Annotated in this window: 15 protein-coding genes and 3 pseudogenes; 6 read left to right on the top strand and 12 right to left on the bottom strand. The window is 61.8% G+C overall.

The window, feature by feature from the left end; genetic code table 11:
* Positions 1-158: 158 nt before the first annotated feature.
* Positions 159-365 (bottom strand): alpha/beta hydrolase, encoded by a 207-nt coding sequence (locus G6R20_RS17050; RefSeq protein ID WP_163377110.1) that lies wholly within the window; start codon positions 363-365, stop codon positions 159-161.
* 96 nt (positions 366-461) lie between these two features.
* Positions 462-1,316 (bottom strand): hypothetical protein, encoded by an 855-nt coding sequence (locus G6R20_RS17045; RefSeq protein ID WP_163377109.1) that lies wholly within the window; start codon positions 1,314-1,316, stop codon positions 462-464.
* A 1,135-nt stretch (positions 1,317-2,451) separates the two neighbouring features.
* On the opposite strand from G6R20_RS17045, the gene G6R20_RS17040 reads away from it, so the two are divergent.
* Positions 2,452-2,970 (top strand): hypothetical protein, encoded by a 519-nt coding sequence (locus G6R20_RS17040; protein WP_163377108.1) that lies wholly within the window; start codon positions 2,452-2,454, stop codon positions 2,968-2,970.
* Here the strand turns inward: G6R20_RS17040 and G6R20_RS17035 are convergent.
* A complete protein-coding gene (locus tag G6R20_RS17035) occupies positions 2,939-3,646 on the bottom strand; it encodes an alpha/beta hydrolase (protein ID WP_163377107.1) in 708 nt (235 codons plus the stop codon). The two genes, G6R20_RS17040 and G6R20_RS17035, sit on opposite strands and share 32 nt — an antisense overlap.
* Before the next feature lie 664 nt (positions 3,647-4,310).
* Between G6R20_RS17035 and G6R20_RS17025 the strand changes: the two genes are divergently transcribed.
* Both G6R20_RS17025 and G6R20_RS17020 read left to right on the top strand, forming a co-directional pair.
* Positions 4,311-5,462, top strand: a complete 1,152-nt coding sequence (locus tag G6R20_RS17025) for an IS30 family transposase (RefSeq protein ID WP_163377105.1) — start codon at positions 4,311-4,313, stop codon at positions 5,460-5,462.
* A gap of 14 nt (positions 5,463-5,476) precedes the next feature.
* Positions 5,477-6,400: pseudogene (locus tag G6R20_RS17020) on the top strand (IS3 family transposase); the annotation flags it as partial.
* 630 nt (positions 6,401-7,030) lie between these two features.
* Here the strand turns inward: G6R20_RS17020 and G6R20_RS17015 are convergent.
* The 4 genes and pseudogenes from G6R20_RS17015 to G6R20_RS16985 form a co-directional block, all read right to left on the bottom strand.
* Entirely contained in the window at positions 7,031-8,449 is a 1,419-nt protein-coding gene (locus tag G6R20_RS17015; protein WP_163377104.1) for a lipopolysaccharide biosynthesis protein, read from the bottom strand.
* Entirely contained in the window at positions 8,446-8,778 is a 333-nt protein-coding gene (locus G6R20_RS17010; RefSeq protein ID WP_163377103.1) for a glycosyltransferase, read from the bottom strand. The genes G6R20_RS17015 and G6R20_RS17010 overlap by 4 nt, the downstream gene beginning before the upstream one ends.
* Positions 8,779-13,237: 4,459 nt before the next feature.
* Positions 13,238-13,663, bottom strand: a pseudogene (locus G6R20_RS16990) (transposase); the annotation flags it as partial.
* 247 nt (positions 13,664-13,910) lie between these two features.
* Positions 13,911-14,849 (bottom strand): IS3 family transposase, encoded by a 939-nt coding sequence (locus G6R20_RS16985; protein WP_163377099.1) that lies wholly within the window; start codon positions 14,847-14,849, stop codon positions 13,911-13,913.
* 184 nt (positions 14,850-15,033) lie between these two features.
* On the opposite strand from G6R20_RS16985, the gene G6R20_RS16980 reads away from it, so the two are divergent.
* Positions 15,034-16,107: an IS630 family transposase gene (locus tag G6R20_RS16980; protein ID WP_163377098.1), complete on the top strand. Its 1,074-nt coding sequence runs from the start codon at positions 15,034-15,036 to the stop codon at positions 16,105-16,107.
* On the opposite strand, the pseudogene G6R20_RS16975 reads toward G6R20_RS16980, so the two are convergent.
* From G6R20_RS16975 to G6R20_RS16955, 5 genes and pseudogenes are all read right to left on the bottom strand, one after another.
* Positions 16,104-17,034, bottom strand: a pseudogene (locus G6R20_RS16975) (IS5 family transposase). The gene G6R20_RS16980 and the pseudogene G6R20_RS16975 sit on opposite strands and share 4 nt — an antisense overlap.
* A 95-nt stretch (positions 17,035-17,129) precedes the next feature.
* On the bottom strand, positions 17,130-17,681 hold the full coding sequence (locus G6R20_RS16970) for a GNAT family N-acetyltransferase (RefSeq protein ID WP_205475937.1): 552 nt from the start codon (positions 17,679-17,681) through the stop codon (positions 17,130-17,132).
* A 108-nt stretch (positions 17,682-17,789) separates the two neighbouring features.
* A complete protein-coding gene (locus tag G6R20_RS16965; RefSeq protein ID WP_240341544.1) occupies positions 17,790-18,191 on the bottom strand; it encodes a GNAT family N-acetyltransferase in 402 nt (133 codons plus the stop codon).
* Between the two features lie 280 nt (positions 18,192-18,471).
* Positions 18,472-19,089 carry an AAA family ATPase gene (locus G6R20_RS16960; protein WP_163377096.1) on the bottom strand — a complete coding sequence of 206 codons (618 nt, stop codon included), beginning with the start codon at positions 19,087-19,089 and terminating at the stop codon, positions 18,472-18,474.
* 394 nt (positions 19,090-19,483) lie between these two features.
* Positions 19,484-19,855, bottom strand: a complete 372-nt coding sequence (locus G6R20_RS16955) for an SdpI family protein (RefSeq protein WP_132063777.1) — start codon at positions 19,853-19,855, stop codon at positions 19,484-19,486.
* 597 nt (positions 19,856-20,452) lie between these two features.
* On the opposite strand from G6R20_RS16955, the gene G6R20_RS16950 reads away from it, so the two are divergent.
* Together G6R20_RS16950 and G6R20_RS16945 are read left to right on the top strand one after the other, a co-directional pair.
* Positions 20,453-21,088 carry a GDSL-type esterase/lipase family protein gene (locus tag G6R20_RS16950; protein ID WP_240341543.1) on the top strand — a complete coding sequence of 212 codons (636 nt, stop codon included), beginning with the start codon at positions 20,453-20,455 and terminating at the stop codon, positions 21,086-21,088.
* A 791-nt stretch (positions 21,089-21,879) separates the two neighbouring features.
* On the top strand, positions 21,880-22,116 hold a 237-nt coding region (locus G6R20_RS16945), incomplete at its 3' end, for a transposase family protein (protein ID WP_163377095.1).

Genomic DNA, 22,116 nt, shown 5'->3' with positions numbered 1-22,116 from the left:
CCGCCACCCCGAGCCCCACGCGCACCAGCACCGCTCCGTCCCGCGAGGAGCCGATCGCACCCGCGCTCTGACGGGTGAGCATCAGGAAGAGGCGACGACGACGAGCGCCACCTCCCCCGACCGACCCGCAGCCGCTCACGGCCGCGGGTCGGTCGGGGTCAGTCCTCGAGAGACCTGAGCCAGTCGCTGATCGCGCTGGCCAGCTGGCCCGGCGCCTCCACGGGCAGAATGTGACCGGTCTCTGCTGTCTCTCCGTAGTTCACGCGCGGCACCGAATCCGCCTCGGTCCACGTCCGTTGTTCGTCGGTAGGCACCACCTGGTTATCCGAGGCGCCCACGATCAGCGCCGGGCACGACGCCTTCACGGGGATGTTCCATTCCGGGGAACCAGTCGGAAGGGGGGCGATGGCGACCTCTGCCCGTGCCCGAGTCGTCCATACGAGATATCAGAGCACGCCTAATCAGGGACGGCTGGGCGCCGGCCCCCGATGATCCCACGAGAGGGTTGTGCCGGCCAGACCATCTATGCGCATTTCGAACCGGATGGTGTCGACGTAACCCACACTGAAGCCCTCCTTGAACGTCAGCTCTCCCCCCGGCGCTATCTCACTACTGCTGGTTCCGTCGATCCCGTCGTCCCGGAGGTGCGGGAAGCGCTCCGCGCTGTCGCCCTGATAAACCTCTGACGCGACAAAGTCTGCCTTGTAAGCCTTATCGCTCGAGAGGTTCTTGATCGAAACATCGAAGTAGATATTGACGGCACCGAACTCAGGTGCCCCATGGCCGTACTCCAGGAAGTAAAGGTCAGCGTCGGGACCTGGCTCGAACTTAACGGGCCCGTTCACCGTTATCTCCAGTGGGGTGCTGCCAGGCCCAGACCTCGAGTCGTATCTCGCCGTTTGCCCGAATTTGAAGTGCCTAGAAGACGGATCGGATGCGGAGACGGCTTTTGTCTGCGGCGCTGAGCCGTCCGTGCGGCGCTCTTCGGGACCTGCCCCAGACCCCGGACCGACTGAAACCTCAGCCTCGTCGGAAGTCGACGCGGAACCTGGGGCGTTTGGGGTCTCAGACTCTTCGAAGATCACCCCGACGGCGATCGCGGATGCCGCCAGCACACCGACGCCCACCAGAGCAGCCAGTGCCCGTCGTTGAAGCTTCGGCTTCGGGCGGGTGAACGTGAGTTCCGTCCGGACGGCGCCCCGGTCTTGACCCGCGTACTCCCACCCTTCTGCTTCCCACTTTGCAATAGCCCTGGCTTCCGCTCCGCGGATCACCCGAATTGTTTTTTTCTCGACCTGCGCCGCTTCGCTGCCCATCTTTGGTCCTATCTAAGGGGTTTTCGGAGCCATGCACGCTGACCCCGTAAGTTCTCTTGGGACGAAGTCGCAATTCAATCTCGGCCAAGGCGGCCCACAAAGTTGGCGCCGCTGACGCTGACGAGCCATCCCAAGAGCATGTCACGCGGTCCAAGAGTCCTAGACAGGAGTCTGCGGAGAGTTCGGGCCGCTATGAATTGGGGGGACGTTCTAGGCTGGCCACACCCACCGGTTATGAACACCCATCGAAGAGGGACGACGGCGACAGCGAGGGCGCCACCCACCGAGCCCGCCGTCCTGAATGCCCACGGCCGAGAACGGCTACTCCTGGCACGCGTCGGAAGCATCACCGGCTTCGCACGGGTCTGCTTCCGACGCTTCCCCGGACTCCGGCTCGGAAGTCGGCTCGACCGGGGGCTCGACGGGCTCAGCCGTCACCCCGGGTGCCTCAACCTCGGACGGAGTCTGGGTCTCGGGCCGAACAGTGACGCTGCTCGAATTGGCACAATCCGACAGGTCGGCCACCTGTTGATCTGTCTGCGGACACTGGTACGGGTATTTGGCGAGCTGCTCACTGCGCAGAGCTGCGCACTGGGGGTGGTACCCATGCGAACCGTCACTGAACCAGCCGCTTTCCGTCCATGCTCCCCCGCCGTAGATGCACTCGACGAGTGTCGGCCCAGCTGCCGCGGGATTGGCCGCGGCCGGCGCTTCGGTCGCGGAGGCCCCCGTCTCCGGCGTCCGTTCGACGGTCGCGGTCGTGGTGGCCTTGCTCGTGGTGGACCGCGTCGACGAACTCGAACTCGTCGTATCCGCGCCGGTCGGCTCGGGGTTCGTCGCTTCGCCCCCGCACCCGGCCACCAGGACGAGCGTCGACAATATGGCCGCGGCCATCCTCCACCTCGACGCGTGCCGGACGTTACGGCGGGTAGGTGCACTCATGTGCGGGCCCTTCGTCAGTGCCCGAGCGGGCGGAGCATCCCACCGATCATGCACTGACCAGACGGCAAATGGACGGTTTCCAGATCAATGTCAACACCGATCCGCTGTCATCCGTCGGGTCGACGATGACGAGCCCAACCTCCCCCGGCCGGACCCGCCACCTCACACGGCCGCGGGTCCGGCCGCGTCAGCCTTGGAGGACGCCGGGCCCGTCGCCGACCACGCGTCCCAGCTCGGCGCCGTCGCTGGCCTGGCCCGGATGGGCGGCGAGGACGCGCAGGCGTCGCCGTCCCCCTCTCCCCCGGCAGATCAGGCCGTGGCGATGAAGGCGGCAGCAGACCTGACGCCGTGGACCTTCACGATCGACGAGGCGTATGCGTACGGCGAGCGGGCGTGCGAGGACATCCGGGATCCGAGCTATGACGGGTTCGGCGGCTTCTATATGGGGGTCCGCAAGACGTGGGTCGCGATGCGGCTGGACGCGCACGGCCTGTCGAGTGAGGAGCAGGTGGAGCACCACAGGCGTCTCTACGCCGAGGCGGTGCGCTCTCTGTGTCCGGAGCTCCTGCCGCAGGTGCCGCCCCTGTACCGCCGCCCCCCCACCGGGACGGGGCGACGACGACGAGCTCACCCTCCCCCCGACCGACCCGCAACCCCCCGCGGCCGCGGGTCTGGCGGGGTCAGCCCTCGAGGGAGCCGAGCCAGTCGCTGAGCACGCCGGCCAGCTGGGTCGGCGCCTCCACGGGCAGCATGTGTCCGGTCTCCGCGATCTCCACGTAGGTCACGTGCGGCGCCGTGTTCTTCTCGGCCCACGTCCGTTGTTCGTCGGTGGGCACCACCTGGTCATCCGAGGCGCCGACGATCAGCACCGGGCATGGCGCCTTCGCGGGGAAGTCCCAGCGGTCGGGTCGGGATCCGATGGCCACCGAGTGCGCGGCGAACCGCTCGGGCCCGTACACCCGCGCGGCCCGCAGTCGCTCGGCGCGGACCTGCGGGTCGTGGCCGCGGTCCCCGTAGTAGACGGCCTCCATGCCATCGAGGGCGATCTCCTCGTACTTCTCCTGGCTCAGGCCCGCCGCACGGTCGGCCCGCGCTGCCGCGGACTCCGGGTCCTCGGCCCCGACCGGCGCGGTGACCAGCACGAGCCCGGCCAGTAGCGCCGGGTGCCGATCGGCCAGGTGCATGGCCACCACTCCGCCGAGGGAATGCCCGACCACCACGCTGCCGGGCGCGACCCGCTCGGCCACCTCGTCGACGAGCGCGTCGAGGTCTGCCACGGCCGGCAGATCGAGCGCCGTGGCACTCGACCCGTCAGGCAGGGCGCCAATGACCGGGGACCACGTCTGCGCATCGCCGTGCAGGCCGGGGAGGAAGACCAGGGCCGTCATGAGCTCGACCGTACGCGCTTGCAGCAGCCAGCACCCGAGCGGCGAGTTCGACACCAGTTCGCAGAGGTGCCCGGTCTCGTCTGCGTCGCGCGGGTGGTGGTGACCCCTTACCTGCGGGCCAGTCAGAACGGGTCGTCCACCTGGCGTTCAGTCACGCGCGCCCGGTGGTGAGCACGGAAGTGGGCGACCTGGCCGAGACCACGACCGCGCCGTTGAAAAGGGAAAGTCCCCAGAGAACCACGGGCCTCAGGCCGCCTCGTCGAAGTACAGGTCACTGCATCGCCCCGGGTTTGATGGAGAGATCGATTACCCGGGAAGGGATCATTGGGAATATGGGAGCACCTCGCAAGTACCCGGATGAGCTTCGTGAACGCGCGACGCGGATGGCGCTGGAAGCACTGTCCGACCCCGACCGCTCGCATGGTGCGATCGTGCGTGTCGCCGAGCAGCTCGGCGTGCACCGCGAAGCACTACGGACCTGGGTCCGCAAAGCCCAGGCCGAGGGCCAGGACGCCTCGTCGGTCTCGGCTGATCGCGACGCCCGCCTGGCCCAGCTGGAGGAGGAGAACCGCGAGCTGCGGCGGGCGAACACGATTTTGAAGCAGGCGGTCCTTAGACTCAAACCGTCAACGCAACACCAAGCAATTCATGGTGGAGGTGGACGATGGCCAAGATCGGCCGACCCGGACTGCCGCCGGAGGAACGGCAGCGGGTCTGGGATATGTGGAAATCGGGATCGTCGATCAGTGAGATCGCACGATCGGTCGACTCGCCGCCGGGTTCGGTGTTTTCGATCCTGCGGCCCAAGGGCGGGATCTATCAGCCGCCGCAGAAGCGCCGGGCGGGGACATTGAGTCTGTCCGATCGGGAGGAGATCTCCCGCGGTCTGGCGGCGGGCGACTCGTACCGCCAGATCGGTCGCCAGCTGGGACGTCCAGCCTCGACGATCAGCCGAGAAGTCGGACAGAACAAGGGCAGGAAGAGCTACCGCGCCATTGACGCCGACGACCGCGCCTGGCGACGGGCCAGACGCCCTCAAAAGCCCAAGCTGGCCACCAACCCTGTACTGCGCGGCTACGTCGCTGCACGCCTGAAAGAGGAATGGTCTCCGGAACAGATCGCTGGACGGTTGAAGAAGCAGTACCCAGCCGGATCGCGGATGTTGATCTCGCACGAGGCGATCTATCGGTCGCTGTACATCCAATCCTGGAACGTGCTGGACAAGTCGCTACAGAAGCAACTACGCACCGGTAGGCCGATCCGTCGTGCCGTCAGCAACACCACCACCGGCCAGTGGCGCTCGCAGATCAAAGACGCCGTGTCGATTCATGCCCGTCCAGACGAGGCCGCGGACCGCGCTGTACCAGGGCACTGGGAAGGCGACCTGATCATCGGATCACAGCAGTCCCAGATCGCCACCGTCGTGGAACGCTCCAGCCGCTACACCTGCTTAGTCCAGGTCGACTCACGCCATGCGTCCTCTGTTACTGAAGGACTGTGCCGGGAGCTGTCGGCGCTCCCGGAGACGATGTCTCGCTCCCTGACGTGGGACCGCGGCATGGAGCTGGCCGGACACAAAGACGTCGCCGCCGGCACTGGGATCAGCGTGTACTTCGCCGACACACACTCGCCCTGGCAGCGCGGCACCAACGAGAACACCAATCGCTGGCTTCGTCAGTATTTTCCGAAGAAGACAAGCATGAACGGCTACTCCCAGGCTGACTTGCACCGAATCGCGGAGAGATTGAACAACCGGCCCCGGAAAACCCTCGACTACGACACTCCCGCCGAACGCTACGCCGCCCTGTTGCATTGACGATTTGAATCTAAGGCGGCTTACTTCGCGCGGGAGCAGCGACCGTGAGCCGATACGAGTACATCGACTCCTGCAGGAACGACCCGTCCGAGACCAACCCGCTCTACAAGATGTGCGCCTGGCTGGCCGTGTCGACCTCTGGGTTCTACAACTGGCTCTCGCGCCCGACCTCGGCCACCGCGGCCCGCAGACAGGCGCTGACGGCCAGGGTGAGGCACTTCTTCGCCGCCACCGACGGCACGTACGGGTATCGGCGGATCCACGCCGACCTGGTCGACGAGGGCACCGAGTGCTCACCGGAGTTGGTGCGTCAGATCATGCGCTCCGAAGGCCTGGTGGCCTGCCAGCCGAGGCCATTTCGGGTCACCACTGAAGCTGACGACGCTGCTGCAGCCGACATGCCTGACCTGGTGGAACGCGACTTCACCGCCGATCGCGCCGGCGTCAAGTTCGTCGGAGATATTACGTACATCCACACGTGGCAGGGGTTCGTCTACCTGGCGACGGTGATCGACTGCTACTCCAAGAAGGTCGTGGGCTGGTCGATCGCCGATCACATGCGCACCGAGCTCGTTGAGACGGCGCTGAAGAACGCTGCCGCGACGACGGTGATCGAGCCGCGGGCGATCTTCCATTCCGACCGCGGCAGCGTCTATACCTCAGGCGACTACCGCAAGCTGGAAACGGACCTGGGGATGCGTTCCTCGATGGGCAGAACGGGCGTGTGCTGGGACAACGCGATGGCAGAGTCGTTCTTCTCCGCGCTCAAGAACGAACGCGTCCACCGCACCGTCTACGCCACGAAGCGGCAGGCCAGGCGCGACGTCATCAGCTACATCGAGGGGTTCTACAACACCCGACGACGCCATTCAGCGCTCGGCTACAAGCGCCCGAACGAGGTGCACTACGCTGGCCTCCAGCCGGCAACGGCAGCGTAGAGAAACCATCAACTCCGCTGTCCGAAATCAACGCGGCGGGTCAGGCCGCCTACCCCGACCGCATCAGCCCCTACCTCTGACCACCCGCATTTTCAGGAATTCTGACAGGCTCCGTGGAGATGGGCCCAGTCCCGGCCGCATCGCCGGACGACCGCCGCGGAGCCGTCCAACCCCCGTAGCCCGCTCCGGGACCCGATCTCCGCCGATGCCCGGGCTTATCCCGCCAGATCCGCGGTGACCGCGCACCTGCCCGTCGAGGGCCGCGTCTACGCTTCGCTAGTGGATTTCGGCACCCCGTCTACACCGCCGACGCCGGAAAACCGCGGTACCGGGTGCCTTACCTGCGGAACACACGGGACCCTTGCCCATTCGACGGCGTAAACACCCCGATCCAGGACGGCGCACGGCCGCACACCAGCTCTTACGGCGCGATGTTCGCGGCGGACGAGGCGGCACAGCTGTCGGGTGAGTTCTGCCAAGCCAGGCGAAACGGGGCCGGGGGGGTGATCACGCCAAACGGGGCCACCCCGCACGCTCTATCGCCCCACGCTCGATCTAGGGCAGACGAATCACGCCCGCCAGCCTCGGGGCGCCCGACCAGAATTTCGAGCGCCGAAGGACAGCCAGCGATCACCGGGCACTTTTGAACAACGTGGCGGCCACCTCTTTCAATTCGGGAAGAGCTACTAGCAGCCATATCATCGCACCTCCGAGCACGGCGGCGTATATTGGCACGCTCTCGTCGGCAAAGGAAATCACTAACGCTGCCAAAATCGCGAACAGGTACTTGAGGCCGTTCTTCGACCACCGGAAATTGTAGGTTCGGCTCACAATAACAACCGGAATCAGGGATATAGCGATAGTGGCCACCAGATACGCGACAGCGGCACCAACTGCCCCATAAGGGCCCACTAAGACCAAGAGGGCCGCGACCCCGATTAGACTACCAAGAACTGATGAGATAGCAGACACCCGCATGCCGTTAGGCGGGCCGGCGGTCAGAGAGGCGACAGGAACCGCAGACACGCCCTTCGCGAAGACGGCAACAATAAATAGTTGCAGCAGAACACCAGAACCTTCAAACGAGTTCCCCCACACTAAAACGGTCAATCCCTCTGCAACTACAATAACGATGACAACAGGAAACAGTATCAATGAAGCAATTATCCGCGAGATTCTGTCAGTAATCGAGGAATATCTGGCGAACCGCTTTTGTCTCCACAATAACGACAGGCGCGGATAGAAGACCGAGTTGAACGCGGTAATTACCATAAGGAAAGGCGTAGACAAAGTCATGGCGGCCGCAAAAAGTCCAGATTGCTCCGAGCCCACTAACGTCCGAAGTGAATACTGAACAATGTAAAGGAATCCGGCGCTTGCGATGGTGCCAGCCGTTGCGTAGAGAACGAAGACATCAATCTCCTTACGCACGCTCGGCGCCAGAGGTCGACGATTAATCAGTGGTTCTACTAGAAACACTCCATAGATAAGATGCAAACCAGCGGCAGGAAGTAAGAGTTCCGCTCCCGACATACCCCCTGTCATCGCGATGCCGACCGCGGCCAGCGACGACATCGACAGACCTACCTCCACTGCGCATGCTCGACCGAAATCTTGCCGGCCATAGAGCACCCCTCGACCCAGCGCCCACGTAGCTAGTCCCGCAACTGCCACAGCCACTGCCGACGCCTCGGCAATTGAGAACCGAAACGAGAAGTAAGTCAATGCCGCAGCAGCAGCCGCAATAAACGGGACGAGCTGAAGCATACGCAACGTCAGATGCGCGCTCGCAGCCCGCGCTTCCAAAGCTAAGTCGTCATCAGGCAGACTAGAATGCGCAGAGAATTTCGCAGCGGCGGTACCCGCTGAGTTGGGGCCTAGAATCGCCATAAATTGGGCTACCGCAAGCCCGGAAGTGAAGTCGCCCAGCGCAGTGGCCCCTGCGGTTCGTCCAATCAGCCAATTGATCGAAAATCTCGATAACCCATTCACGCCGGAACTAAGCATCGCGAGGGCAGATGCTGACCCAAGACCGCGCGCTTTATTCACGCGCCAGCGCCGCCGTCGGAGAACAGGGTCTGTCGAAGCACCTTGGCAGATAAGCGTCCACTGTGCAGCTGATTCGCGAAATCTATACCGCTGGATGCGAGACCTATGTACAACTCTCTGTTGGTAATGATCTCCCACAACGTCGACTCAAACTCGACAGGATTTGAATCAACAATCGGTATAGTCGCTCCAACTTCTTCGCGAACCTCGCGAGCGATTCCGCCAACCACTACGCGACCTGCGGCCATAGCTTCGACCGCAGCGACGCCGTACGAACCACTCTGAATTTGGTCTACAACGACGTCTACAGACTTCACAAGCTGTGGCATTTCTGAATGTTTGCGGCGCGGACCACTAACCCAATCGATTATACCCTCACTCGCCATTTTTTCGAGTACCGGCTCAATGTAGCGGCTACCTTTTATTGGCGGACTACTCCTGCTCGGAACGTGCAAAACGCGAGGAACAGCCGCAGCCAAGGTCGGCCGCGTAGTATGCCACTTGTCCGTATCGACAACCACCGGCAACCAAGTCGCACCGGGATTATCCAACAATAGATCCGGGGTGGAGACAAAAACGGGGCCTTCGAAAGACCGCGCAATCCTCCTGTTCCTGGCACTCTGCCAAATACACCGAAGAAGATAACGCTTAGACACATCAGCGTAGAAGGAATGGGGCACTCGCCTAATGTGGCTAATCGGATTTCTGGTGTCGGTGCCATGTGAGACCAACCCTACTTTCCCGAATGACTCCCTGGCAATTTCGATATCCCGCCGAACTGAGCCGGTCCGCAAAGAACCTGAGATGGTTAGGAAGCCGTCAAGCACAAGCGCATCCGAACTCCGGAGCATACGGATTGCGTCGCCAGTTCTCGATTTCGCGACTGCCTTCAAATCTCCTATCTCGAGGTCAAGCGGATATTCAAAACTGTCGCTCTGTGCCGAGTATCCAAACGAAATCGCTGCACCTTCCGTGTACTCACTGTACGCACGCGCCCACATGTGTGCTTGACCAGCGTAGTTCGCAGGACCAATGGCCACGTTTTTCCCAGCCACTTTGGACCGCCTTCCGGCATAACGATGAGGAACATGTGGATCGGTATTTTTCAGGTACTGACGAAGTATGACGTACGGTTGAGCGACGCGTGATCGAGGACAATGACTCACGCGTATGGCTCGGGTGGCCGAAATAGAGACAACGCCTTTGACCCAGTCGACGCCGCTTGCACTTCCGACCTAAGGAACTCTCGCCACATCGACTGCACCATATCTCTGTCGAAATGTGCTCGAACGTGGTCGGCTGCCGCGTTGCCCATACGGATTCTTAAGTCGCAATCACGCGCAAGTTTGTTAAGCGCCGCTAAGATGCCTTCTACCGACCCGGCATTGACAACCAAGCCAGTCTTGCCGTCTACAATCGGCTCCGACACTCCCGTCGCGTCTGAAACGATGCAGGGGACACCGTACGACCCCGCCTCTAGTACGACAGTCGGGAGTCCTTCCCGGTAGCTCGGCAAGAGTAGAACGTCGATTGCAGAATAGATGTAAGCTAAGTCGTCAAGGTGCCCCAGCACTCGGATACCAGGGGTGTTCTTTAACTGGTCGTTTAGCAAACCGGACCGGGCGTCCGGCTCTAACATCCCCGCAATCAACAGGGTACTTTCTGGGTAGTCGTTCCGGAACTTACTCCAGGCACGAAGCAACTCCGAGACCCCTTTATCCCGCGTTACTCGGCCGACAAACCCGACCACAAAGCTACCAGAACGCAGGCCTAGATGCTCTCGCGCGTTTTGGAATTTCGTTGGCATCGGGACGCCGTTCGCCGAACCTGAGCCGAGGACTCGAATTTTTGAGGCACTCGCAATGCGATCAGCAATCATGGCGCTCCTGACCTCATGCCCTACAGTCACGACGGCGTTAGCGAGCCTGGCAGAGGCGCTTTCAAACCCTTTTAATATTAGCTTCTTCGCCCCCGACTCAGACTGGTATCTCAGCCCATGCGGGACGTATACGCACCGAACACCGCAAAACCGACTGGCTAGTGTGCCCAGCAGCCCAATCTTGGGGGTTCCCCAGACCGCTATATCGGGCCTCCTCCGCGCTAGGATGCCTACGAGTAACAGCAGCGTTTTCAGGTCGGAGAGGGGGGATGGGTCTCTCGCCGTATCGATCGGCAAGAAGTCCACACCCTCGCTCTTTGCAAATTCGTCCGCCCTCGCTTCCGAAGTCGCAAGTAGCGAAACTGTCCATCCTTCAGCTCTGAGCGAACTTAGCAAACCGTCAAAAAAACTACGCACCACCACACCGGTTGTCACGCCAAAAATTACACTCGGTGAATGCACCGACACTTCTTCGCGGCCGTGTGTAGAATTTCTAGTCACTAGCTTCCTGACGATAGAGCAGATGCGATTGATAAGAGTTCGCTACCAGTCTCGGAGAGATCAATAGGTACGTGTCTTTCACCTCTGACTGTGGCACCAGAAGTTACAAGCCGCAACCCTCGTTGCACGATACCGTTGTGCGCCCGTTACCGCCCCCGGACCGTGCGCCCGGCTAGTTCCGCGGATAGCGGCCGATTTCGCCGGGGACGACGTCGCCCACTTCGGGAGGTAGATCTTTTTCGTACGCCGACTGCATACTACATATGAGACCATGGCTGCGTGCGCCTCTCACCGATGATCCCGTTCTTGGCCGCGGCGATACCGACCGCTGGCATCATGCCTCTGGTTCGGTCCTGGCTCCTACACAGGGAGAACCTAGACCACCCAAACGAACGATCGTCCCACTCGGTTCCGACGCCCCGAGGCGGGGGGCTTGCCTGCGCTGTCGGCGGCGCGAGCGGATCGGTGGTCGCCCGCATTCTCGTCGACGGCCCATCGCGGGAGTGGATAGCCGCCAGTGCGGTTCTCGGAGGCATCGGGTGGGTCGACGACGTTCGCGGCTTGTCGCCGCTCCCCAGGCTCGGCGGCCAAATTCTAATTGGCGCGGCGGTCGGCGCGCGAGCCGGTGGGCGGCCGGGCTCTGTTTTTGGCGCTGTCGCCTTCCCGGCAATTGTAAACGCGTTCAACTTCATGGACGGGATCAACGGCATAAGCGGGGGCACCGCCTTCGCCTGGGGCTGCTGTGTCGGTTCTGACGATACACTGACGCCGCAGCAACGAACCCAAGGGTTGCTTGTAGCCGGGATGGGGGCGGGTTTTCTGCCGTATAACTCCCCGAGAGCTTTGATTTTTTTAGGCGATACCGGGAGTTACCTGCTCGGAGCCGCGATTGCGGTAACAACCATCGAGAGCACTTTTTCTCGGAAACAACTGTGCCTGCCAGGAAGCCTGTCCGTTATCGGCCCCCTTGTTCCTTACCTGGCAGACACTGGCACAACGATTGCGCGTAGGATCGTTCGTCGGGACGCCATAACGAAGGCACATCGAGAGCACGTATATCAACGGCTCGTTCACGAGTTCGGTTTGTCACATTCCGTCGTAGCTTCCTTCGTCGCGTTCTCGTCAATATTGTGCGGAACAGCCTGTCGACCCCCGTACCGTCCTAGGACGGCTATCGTAACCGGGCTCGGCTACTTAGTTTCTCCGGAAATCCTGAGGATATTTAGAGATTGGGGTTTTTCGCACAGCCCGTCGGAGGCTCAAAAACTCACTGCGTTCACGAATGCTCATTCCGTGAGAAATATCGCGAAGCGCCACTGGGTAAAGAACTTTCGCACACATTAGAGAGCGGGAAGCAATGAAGATAGCAATTGTAGGCGCATCGGGATTCGTCGGTTCAGCCGTTCGCGAGGCGCTACTCCAAAAGGGTTACGAAGTTATTCCGTTGCGGGCTCCTCGAGTACCAATTTCGGCTGAACTCAGTGTCGGACACTGGCCCTGTGATTGTGAGAGCAAACTTGTGGCCGAGTTGGCAGAAATTGATGTGGTGATTAACTGTTCGGGCAACCCTGACGCATCTGAGCAGGACCCAGCTGCGTTAGTCTCGGCCAATGCTTTATCTCCAGCGATAGTTGCTCGAGCGGCCGGCCGGGCGGGTATCAATCGGTTGGTTCACGTAAGCAGCGCTGTCGTTCAGGGGCGCCGACCGCGCCTCGACGAAACAGACCAGACAGAAGAATTCTCCTCTTACGCATTCTCAAAAGCAGAAGGCGAGCGTCTAGTTCGTAGAGAGTTTCCCCGAGCCACCGTCTACCGACCGCCCAGCGTTCACGCACTGAACCGGAGAGTCACTTCCATGACGGCGCGCATAGCAGCCTCGCCCGTCGCGAGCGTTGCGGCGCCAGGTAATCAGGCCAGCCCGCAGGCATTAATAGGCAACGTCGCTTCTGCGATCGCGTTCTTGGCGGTCACCGAGAAAACTCCGCCCCCGATAGTGGTCCACCCATGGGAGGGCCTGTCGTCGCTAGACGTCATGGAACTCCTAGGTGGAAAGCGCCCGCTAATTTTGCCACGAGGAGTTGCACGCGCTTTCTGTCGCGTTCTAGAAACAGTAGGGACCTTTGTCCCCACAATTGCCGCCAATGCTCGCAGGGTTGAGATGCTGTGGTTCGGACAGGATCAAGCCGAATCGTGGCTTACGTCGGCTGGTTGGACGCCGCCACTCGGAAGAGAGGCATGGCGCCAACTTGGAGCTGCGATTCGCCACTCTAATAGCGATTTTATTAAGCCAACCTAGACGTTCTCGATAAGACGAGTCGCGTTCGCGGCCGCGGGACAGTGCGAATTAGATTGAGGGAACGGGTCCGAGCGTCGGCACGGACCCCCCTGCTTGACGGGCTCTTCCAGAATCAGAGTGCATTGATCCGGTCCTGAAGCCGGCCGGAGTGAATGAGTGATCGCAAGATGTACTGCTTGAGGTTGCGGAAGCCCAGGGAGATCCCGCGCAGGTGCTCGAGGCGGCTGTTGATGGCCTCGACGGCCCCGTTGGAGGCGCCGACGTCGAAGTAAGCGAGGATCTCGCGATGCCGTTTCCACAGTGAGCGACCGAGCTGCGCGAGCTCGGGCAGTTCGGTGGGCACACCGACCCGGATCGACTTGAGGAGCTTGTACATCGCGATCTTGCCCTCTCGCTTGCCCGAGGCCTCGTAGGCGGCGATGAGCCGCTGGTAGACGCCATATGTGACCTCCACCACTGCGTGCGCCTCGTTGGCGGTGAACGCCTTGAACAGGCGGACCTTCTGCTTATCGGTCAGCAGCTCGGCCCGGGTATTTAAGGGGCTCTTCCGGATTCGGAGTGCGTAGCTGGGGTTCGCCGGTGATGCGGTGAGGCACAAGATGTAGGGGTCCTGGGGCGTGTGAAGATGCAGGTTCCTACGCCACGCATCGAACACCCCAGGACCCGCTTTGAACGCTACCGCCAGCCTGCTTGCCGACACCATCTGCCGCACCGTCGAGATGGGGGGGTGACCATCGCCGACGCCGCCGTGGCCGATGTCAAGCCCCGGGTTTTGTAGAGGGTGGTTATCTGGCGTCGATGAGGTCGTCGACGGGTTCGGGTGACGGTTCGACCGCCGCGTGTTGTGCTTCGTATTCGGCGGGTGGGACGTAGCCGATCTCGCCGTGAATCCGGCGGTGGTTGAACCAGTCGATGTACTCGGCGACGGCGATCTCGAGGTCGTCGATGTCCCGCCATGGCCCCTTGTGGCGGTTGCGGACGAGCTCGGCCTTGAACAGGGAGTTGAACGCCTCCGCGAGGGCGTTGTCGTAGGAGTCACCCCGTGAGCCCACCGAGGCCACGAGGTCCTGTTCTTCGAGCCGCTCGGTGTAGCGCAGCGCCCGGTACTGCACGCCGCGGTCACTGTGGTGAATCAACCCGCCCAGGTCGTCGCCGGCGTGTGTGCGCTGCCAGATCGCCATGTTCAACGCGTCCAGCGCTAAGTCGGTGTAGAGGTTCTTGGACAGCTGCCAGCCGACGACCATCCGCGAGTAGACGTCGATGATGAACGCCGCGTACACCCACCCGGCGTACGTGCGGACGTAGGTGATGTCGGCAACCCACAGTAGGTTCGGGCGCTCGGCGAAGAACTTGCGTTCCACCAGGTCAGCGGGGCGTTCGGTCTCAGCCTTCGGGCGTGTGGTCCGCGGGGACTTGGCCCGTTGGACCCCCTTGAGACCTTCAGCGCGCATGAGTCGTTCGACGGTGCAGCGGGCGACCTCGTGGCCAGCGCGTCCCATCTCCTTCCACATCTTCCGGGCGCCATACACGTGGTAGTTCTCCTCATACATCGTGGTGATCGCGGCCGTCAGTTCGGCATCACGAACCGACCGCGCTGACGGCGGCCGGGACTTGGCGGCGTAGTAGGACGAAGGCGCGATCGCGGCACTGGTCTCGGCCAGGGCGTCGCAGATCGGCTGGACACCGTGCTCGTCCTTGTGACGGTCGATGAACTCGACCTTCATCGCTGTGGACGGTCCAGCTCCGCGATGCTCCTATGTCAAGTCTCGTCACGCGGCCGCCTGCAGAGCAGGGATCGGAGTGCGCGGGGACGCTGTAGGAGTTGGCGACGTGGCGTCGGGCAGGGGCTGGCAACTAGTGTCGCGTGTCGTTAGTTCCTAAATGCTTGGGTGTTTGGGAGAATGGGTCATGCCCAATAACCCGGCTCCGGCTTTGATTCTTCGTGATGGTGACCGCGAGGAGTTGGAGTCGTGGACGCGGTCAACGTCGATCCAGTCGGGGTTGGCGATGCGGGCGCGGATTATCCTGCTCGCGGCGGAAGGTCAGGCGAACTCTCGGATCGCTGACCGGGAGCGAACGACGCCGACGACGGTGTGGAAGTGGCGAGGCAGGTATGAGGCGGATGGGATCGCGGGCCTGKTCGACGAGTCGCGCTCTGGCCGGCCGAAGCGGATAGATGACCAGAAGATCATCACCACGACGTTGACTCCTCCGCCGAAGAAGTACGGGGTGACGCACTGGTCCTCRCGCCTGCTGGCGGATCATCTGAAGATCGGTAACGCCACCGTGGCCAGGGCGTGGCGCAAGTTCGGGGTGCAGCCTTGGCGGGCCGGAACGTTCAAGTTCTCCACCGATCCCGAACTGGTCGCGAAGGTCACCGACGTGGTGGGGTTGTACTTGGCGCCACCGGACAACGCGATCGTSTTGTGTGTTGACGAGAAGAGTCAGATCCAGGCGCTGGATAGGRCCGCGCCGATGCTGCCGATGCGCACCGGCAGCATCGAAAGGCACACCCACGATTACAAGCGGCACGGCACCACGACTCTGTTCGCCGCGTTGGACATTGCGACCGGGCACGTCACCGGCGCGGTCAAGCCGAAGCATCGCCATCAGGAGTTCCTGGCGTTCCTGCGTCAACTCGACCGCGCCTACCCGGAGGTTGACCTGCACTTGGTGATGGACAACTACGCGACCCACAAGACCCCGGCGGTGAAGGTGTGGCTGGCACAGCATCCGCGGTTCCACGTGCACTTCACCCCGACGTCCGGATCCTGGCTCAACCTCGTGGAAGTCTGGTTCGGGATCATCGACCGGCAGGCCATCCGCCGTGGYGTCTTTACATCTGTCAAGGACCTCAATGCCAAGATTCGCCAGTTCATCACGGGCTGGAACGACCGCAAACACCCGTTCGTCTGGACTAAAACTCCCGAACAGATCCTCGCGAAAGCGAACCCTAAACCAACTTCAGAAACGCGACACTAGGGAGTGTCTCCCAATCGGCGTAGCCAGGTGAGAATTGCACAGAGGGTGACGGCGGCGCGGTAGGTGATCGCGAGTTTGTCGTAGCGGGTGGCCAGCGCTCGCCATTGCTTGGCCAGAGCGAAGGAACGTTCAACGACGTTTCGGTCTTTGTAGAGGCCAGTGTCGAGTTTCGGGGGTCGGCCACCGCGGCTGCCGCGGCGTCCGCGAGCCGCGACGGTGTCGCTTTTCTCCGGGATGACAGCGGCGATACCGCGACTGCGGAGCTGGCGTCGGATCGTGCCGGACGAGTAGGCCTTGTCTGCGATCACCGCGTCGGGGCGGGTGCGGGGTCGGCCCTTGCCGTGGCGTGGGACGTGGATGTCGGCCAGGACTTCGGCCAGCATCGCGCCGTCGTTTCGTTGCCCACCGGTGATCACGTTCGCCAGCGGTCGGCCGCGGCCRTCGACRSCACTGTGAATCTTGGTGGTCAGCCCTCCTCGCGAGCGACCGATGCCRTGACCTGCGGGTTCACAGTCCCGGAAGGGCCGGTTCTTGTGATTCGACCCTGCCCCCTGTGTCCTGCTCAGGGCGCGTTGTATTTGTGCYGTGCTGATGAGCGCGGCAGATGGTGGCGTCGACCGAGACGTTCCAGTCGATCTTTCCGGCTGCGTCGGCATCGGCCAGGATCACGTGCAGGATGCGATCCCAGGTCCCGTCCCGGGCGTAGCGGGCGTGACGCTTCCACACGGTCTGCCACGCACCGAACTCCTCGCGAGGTAGGTCCCGCCAGGGAATACCKGCKCGGTAGCGGTAGATGATCCCCTCGACGACCTTGCGATTGTCGCGAAACGGATGCCCCTGCCGCCCTTCATTGGAGGGCAGCAGGGGCTCTATCCGCTCCCACTGCTCGTCGGTGAACTGGCGAAATCGTGACTTCGTCTGTCCCATACGGCCACGGTCTCGCAGGTCACCGCTCAGCTATGGAAGACACGCCCTAGGTGAACCACAGACAAGACGACCGGCACCGCATCCCCGTTCTCCAGCTAAGCCCGACTGGGATCTTGCAGGCGCAGGAGCATAGTTAGCGATTCACCCACCTTGGCGACCTGTTGAAAACCTGCGCTTTCGTAGAGATGCAGCGCAAAGTTGTCTGTTTCAACGCTCAAGCTCAACGACGCCAGCCCCTGCTGTCGTGCGGCCCCGATCAGCGCGTCAAGAAGTCGGGACCCAAGTCCGTGTCCGCGCCAACTCCGCACGACCCCCATGGCCAGCTCGGGCGTGGCGGCATCGACGTAGCCGTAGCCAGGATCGCTCTCCGGGAGCAGTCGCACCCAGGCTGCCCCCACGGGCGCTCCCTTATACAGCGCGACCACGCCAAGGTCCCCGTAACGCGGCCAGCCCACGACGTAGTGGGCAAGCTGCGGTTCACGCAAGACCCCTGCGACGCTGCCCCCAACATCGTCAGGTCTCCAGAAGGCCGCTTCGACGAGCATCTCGGTAAGAAAGTCGGCATCCGAGGCGTCAGCGCGACGCAATGTAAGGCTCACCCGACCATTGTGACCGGCGAGCGGTCCTCCACCGAGCAGTTTCGACACTCGCTGGAATGTGACGCCGCCCTGGAAAGATGGCCCATTTAGATAGGAGCCGAGGGGACGGCACAAACCTCTCGGCAGTTGAGATGGATGTGCGCCCCTGAGCGCCTCCTACTGATCGAGCTGCTTGAAGTATCGCGCTACGGGCCACGGCTCGAAGCCGATCGACTCGTACACTCTTCGCGCAGGCGCGTGCCCGCTATCGCCACCCGTCTCGACCATCACCATTGCCATGCCCGCCGCGCGAACTCGAGCGAACGCGTGCTCCAGGAGATGACGCCCAACCCCCCGTTGCTGATAGTCGGGATCAACGGCGATGACAAACACCTCGCCCATGTTGTCGTCAGGGTGCAAGCGAGTGCACACCCATCCGATTGGCCGCCCCTCATCAACCGCGACATCGACGTTCTCAGGTTCGTTGTCAAGAACTTCTGACAGGTCCTTGAGCTGCCTTTCGCGCCACCCATTTGGGTAGAACGCGCTGTACACGAAACCCGGCACTTCGTTCCTCACTATCGGGAAGACTGGTTTCCAAGCCCGGAGTGAGAGGTCTAGTAGCGCAGACCGGTGCTCTGGGGCGTAGCTGATGATTCGGTGCATCCAGATCTCCTAAGGTGGACACGCTCTCGAAAGAAAGCCACCGTGGCCGTGATGGTGTGACCTTCAACTTCGTTTAGAGGGATTTCTCAGCTTCATATGGCGGCACTTTTCTGATAGGCCGAGAAGCTCGAAGGTGAGCGCCTGTTGCACGCAATCTAGTCGGGCCGCTGACTGGTAGTCGCACCCGATCTGCTCAGGCCCAAGGTGAACGGATAGCCGAGACTCGCAGCGCTGCCGTACGGATAGCCCTGGCCGCAGGGAACGAGCGGTCCGGTCGAATGTCCAGGCCAGCGACCTTCGCGATTTCGTCGGCGACCTGTTGCACGGTCCGGTTGCCTGTGTCGATATGCACCCCGAACTCCGGCGCAGATAACGCATCGAGTGTGGCGTCAGCATGATGCTGGGCGTACGACGCGATCACGTCGCCACGAGATCGGAGTCGCCTACGCAGTTCGTGGAGTTGCAGTGACAGCGTGACGTGAACAACCCGGTGCTGCGATTCCCGTACGGGATCGAGTACATGAGATAGGAGAAGGCTGTCGGCGACAGTTTGGGGAGCAATGATGGTCGCCCCCGTGCGATCGAGGATGTCGATCAGAGTGGATGGGACGGCAGAGGTCCAGGCATCCAGGGTTCGGTAGTCAGGCCTCACTGTTCGCGGATACATCCGGCGTAAGCCGAACCCAACATGTTCCGGATCGGCGAGGTGGGAGTGAGGCACACGACGGACCAGGTCAGCGGCAACATGCGTCTTACCACTGCCATGGGCGCCGTTGATCCACAGAAGCGTGCCGCTTCGCAAGACATTCATTACGTGGACCGTACTCAATTCGACTGAGACTGGGCGCTATTACAAGTCATATTGACGTGCTTTCGAAGGTCCCTCGAGGTGGTTTACCGCTAACCCTTTGACCTCGGGATCGAAGGTGGGTGGGACCAGCCACTCTTGTGAAAGAAGGCTCCGGAGTCGGTCGAGCCGAACGAAGAATAGCCCTCTCGGAGACGCTGGAAAAACTGTCAGGAACGAGGATTCTGCCAACTTCGTGACAATCGGCCTCTGAAAATTTGCTGACAACGTGCTGCTGGATCGGCACGAAGCTGACAAGTTGGATGAGAACCGACAGCCCTGTCGGTTCTCAAATAGTCTGTCAATTTCTCACAGCGCTGTCGTGCGGCTCGCCACAATCTGTCATCAATTCGACGGGTCAACGGTTGAGTGACCTCGCTGCGGCATCGCCCTTGAACCCCGCATAGATGAGGACACTAAACGTCGACAGGGCTACAGCGACCGCTATAAAGGACGAGGCAACGGATACGAAGCCCGTCACCACGCCTGTGACGAGTTGGATGCACAACCCCACAGCGGCGGTCCACACAGTCCCTCGAAGGATCGGCTGGGAAACTTGGTGAGCCAGCTGCCACGCTTTGTCGCTGGACTGGGTTGCTCTCGTCCGAATCCCCACAACTGCATTGGGCTCATCTCCGACGATGCGCGGCATTATCGCGGCGATACCCCCGCCAAGAAGTGTTGACGAGGTGACTGAGACTGTCAGGATCAGCGAATCGGTTGCGTCCATCGCTCGCCTCCTTCTGGAAAGGCTTATGACTCCAAACACTATCGTCTAGGCCCAACTCGGGTAGTCGCGCTCCGGGGTCGGGCTGCGCGCAGATCTGGTGATCTAGTGTTGTCACGCCGTGTCAGTAGCTCGGAAACTGTCAAACTCGTGACAATCGACGGCTGACAGACTGGTGACAACGCACTGGTGGAACGGCCACCCACTGACAAGCTGATTGAGAACCGACATGCCGCTGTCGCGATGCAGTCCAGATTGACAAGTTGTTAAGTTGCCAAGATCCGCATGCGTCCACAAACTGCGTGTTTGTGTGCCGTGACCTGCGCTGATTGCGGAACGTCCCGGGTTTGCCCGGAGATCCTTGTCAAGAATGTCTGTCAAGATTCCCCATCTGTGCAGGTTAGAGCCGCGAGCTCCTTGCATTATTTCGGGCTATTGACCATGTCTCAATAATGCCGCTCGCCGGAGAGAGTGGATCCCGCGGCGGCACCTGCTTCACCAGGTTTAAATTCGCACCCTCGCGCTGCCGGACCGGTAGACCTGCGACGAGCAACTGGGCATGTGCGAAGATTCCCAGCACATCAACAGAGGATATTAAAAGTGGCCAAGGTCGACGAGCTGAATCACTTTCCCGTATGCGCCATCGGAGACTCGATGGTTGCTGGGCTTGGCGACACCACGGGCCGAGGGTGGACAGGGCGCTTAGTGGAGTCCGCCGGCCGCCGCGGTCTGTTGTTGCACGTCACGAACCTGGGCGTGAGAGGGGACACCTCGCGGATGATTGTCGACCGCTGGGACGAGGTCGACCGACGACTTACTGCGTGGTCCGGAACGGTCGTCGTGTGCGAGTTCGGCGCCAATGACGTGATGGAACTAGACGGCACGCAGCGAGTCGACGAGGCGGGAACCCTGTCTGCCTTGCGGGAGATGGTGGACCGGACACCGATTGGTCGACTGCTCGTCGTGGGACCACCCCCGATGGCATGGCCAGATTTCAACGAGCGGAGCGCCGCACGATCTGAGGCAATCGGGAGACTATGCAAAGAGTTGGACATTCCCTTTGTTCCCACCTTTGACGCTCTAATCCGCAATAGTGTCTGGACCACCTCCGTCGCCGACTCCGACGGTGCCCACCCCGACTTTGCCGGGTGGGAGGAATTCACTTCAGTCGTGGCGCCGCCCATCATCGAGTGGATTTCCGCCCACAATGCAGCACGAACCAGGATGTGCGATTGAGCTGAATGCTTGATTCGATGCCCAGACCTAGTCCAACGTCAGAGTGAGAGATCTTGAACCCACGACCGAGGGCTGCGATCACGACTGTGCTGGTGTTCCTCGGCCTTGGTGTCTTGTGCGGGATCGTCGGTGCCGCGGGGTTGTGGTGGTTCGCCACTCAGCCGTTCAATGTCTACACAGCCAGCTACCACCCGCTCGCTTCCCCACCTATTCATGCTGATGCACCCTCACCTTTCGGGTTCATGGCCCTGGCTGTCCTCGGTGGCGGTGCGCTGGGGTCGCTGATCGGTGCCTTGGTTCACTACGCGGGGTGGGGGCTAATGCGTCGGTCATCCTGATTTTGGTTCCGAGGCTCGACTCCTGCGCTGAGCCGACCGAGATCGGTTCACCCTCGTAGCTAATTTGGCAAAGTCGTGTTGAGCGTCCGACTTCTGTCAATCTGTATAGGCGTTTCCTGTCAATCCGGACCGCATCGCGACAGCCGCGCAAGCCGAAAGTTGGGATTCTGGGACGCAATGTTGGGATGTTGGGATTTTCGGGCTGTTTCGAAGAGAAATGTTGGGACGGCTGAGAATCTGGCTCTTCGCATCTGAGTGTGGGTGAGGGCGACACGCCGGTGAAGCAGTAGGGAGCAAGAGGGTCGAGGCCCTGAAGGATTGGAAGTACCTCTACACCCAATCCCGAAGGGGCCTCGACCCATGTCTGAGCCTATCGGGTGCTGCCGGCCTGCCGCTGGCGCCGCACCTTCGTCTCGTTGTTCCCGCTGCGATGTTCTCGTCGGTCTCGATGACGTGTACGTCCTTGATGCGCGCATGGTCGACGAGCACCTGGAGGTGACCGTCGAGTCCGAGCCTGGGCCTGTCGGGTGCCCCGACTGCGGCGCCGTCGGAGTAGGCCATGGCCGGCAGGTAGTGCGTCTGGTCGACATCCCCTCGTTCGGTCGCCCCGTCACGATCATCTGGCGCAAGCGCCGCTTCCTGTGCCCGGGGGCGGCGGGCGGACGCTGCACCTTCCTCCAACCTCTTCCC

It is taken from the genome of Dietzia sp. Alg238-R159 (genome assembly GCF_900537145.1).
Lineage (GTDB): Bacteria > Actinomycetota > Actinomycetes > Mycobacteriales > Mycobacteriaceae > Dietzia > Dietzia kunjamensis.
This window is presented reverse-complemented; position numbering and strand designations above follow the sequence as displayed.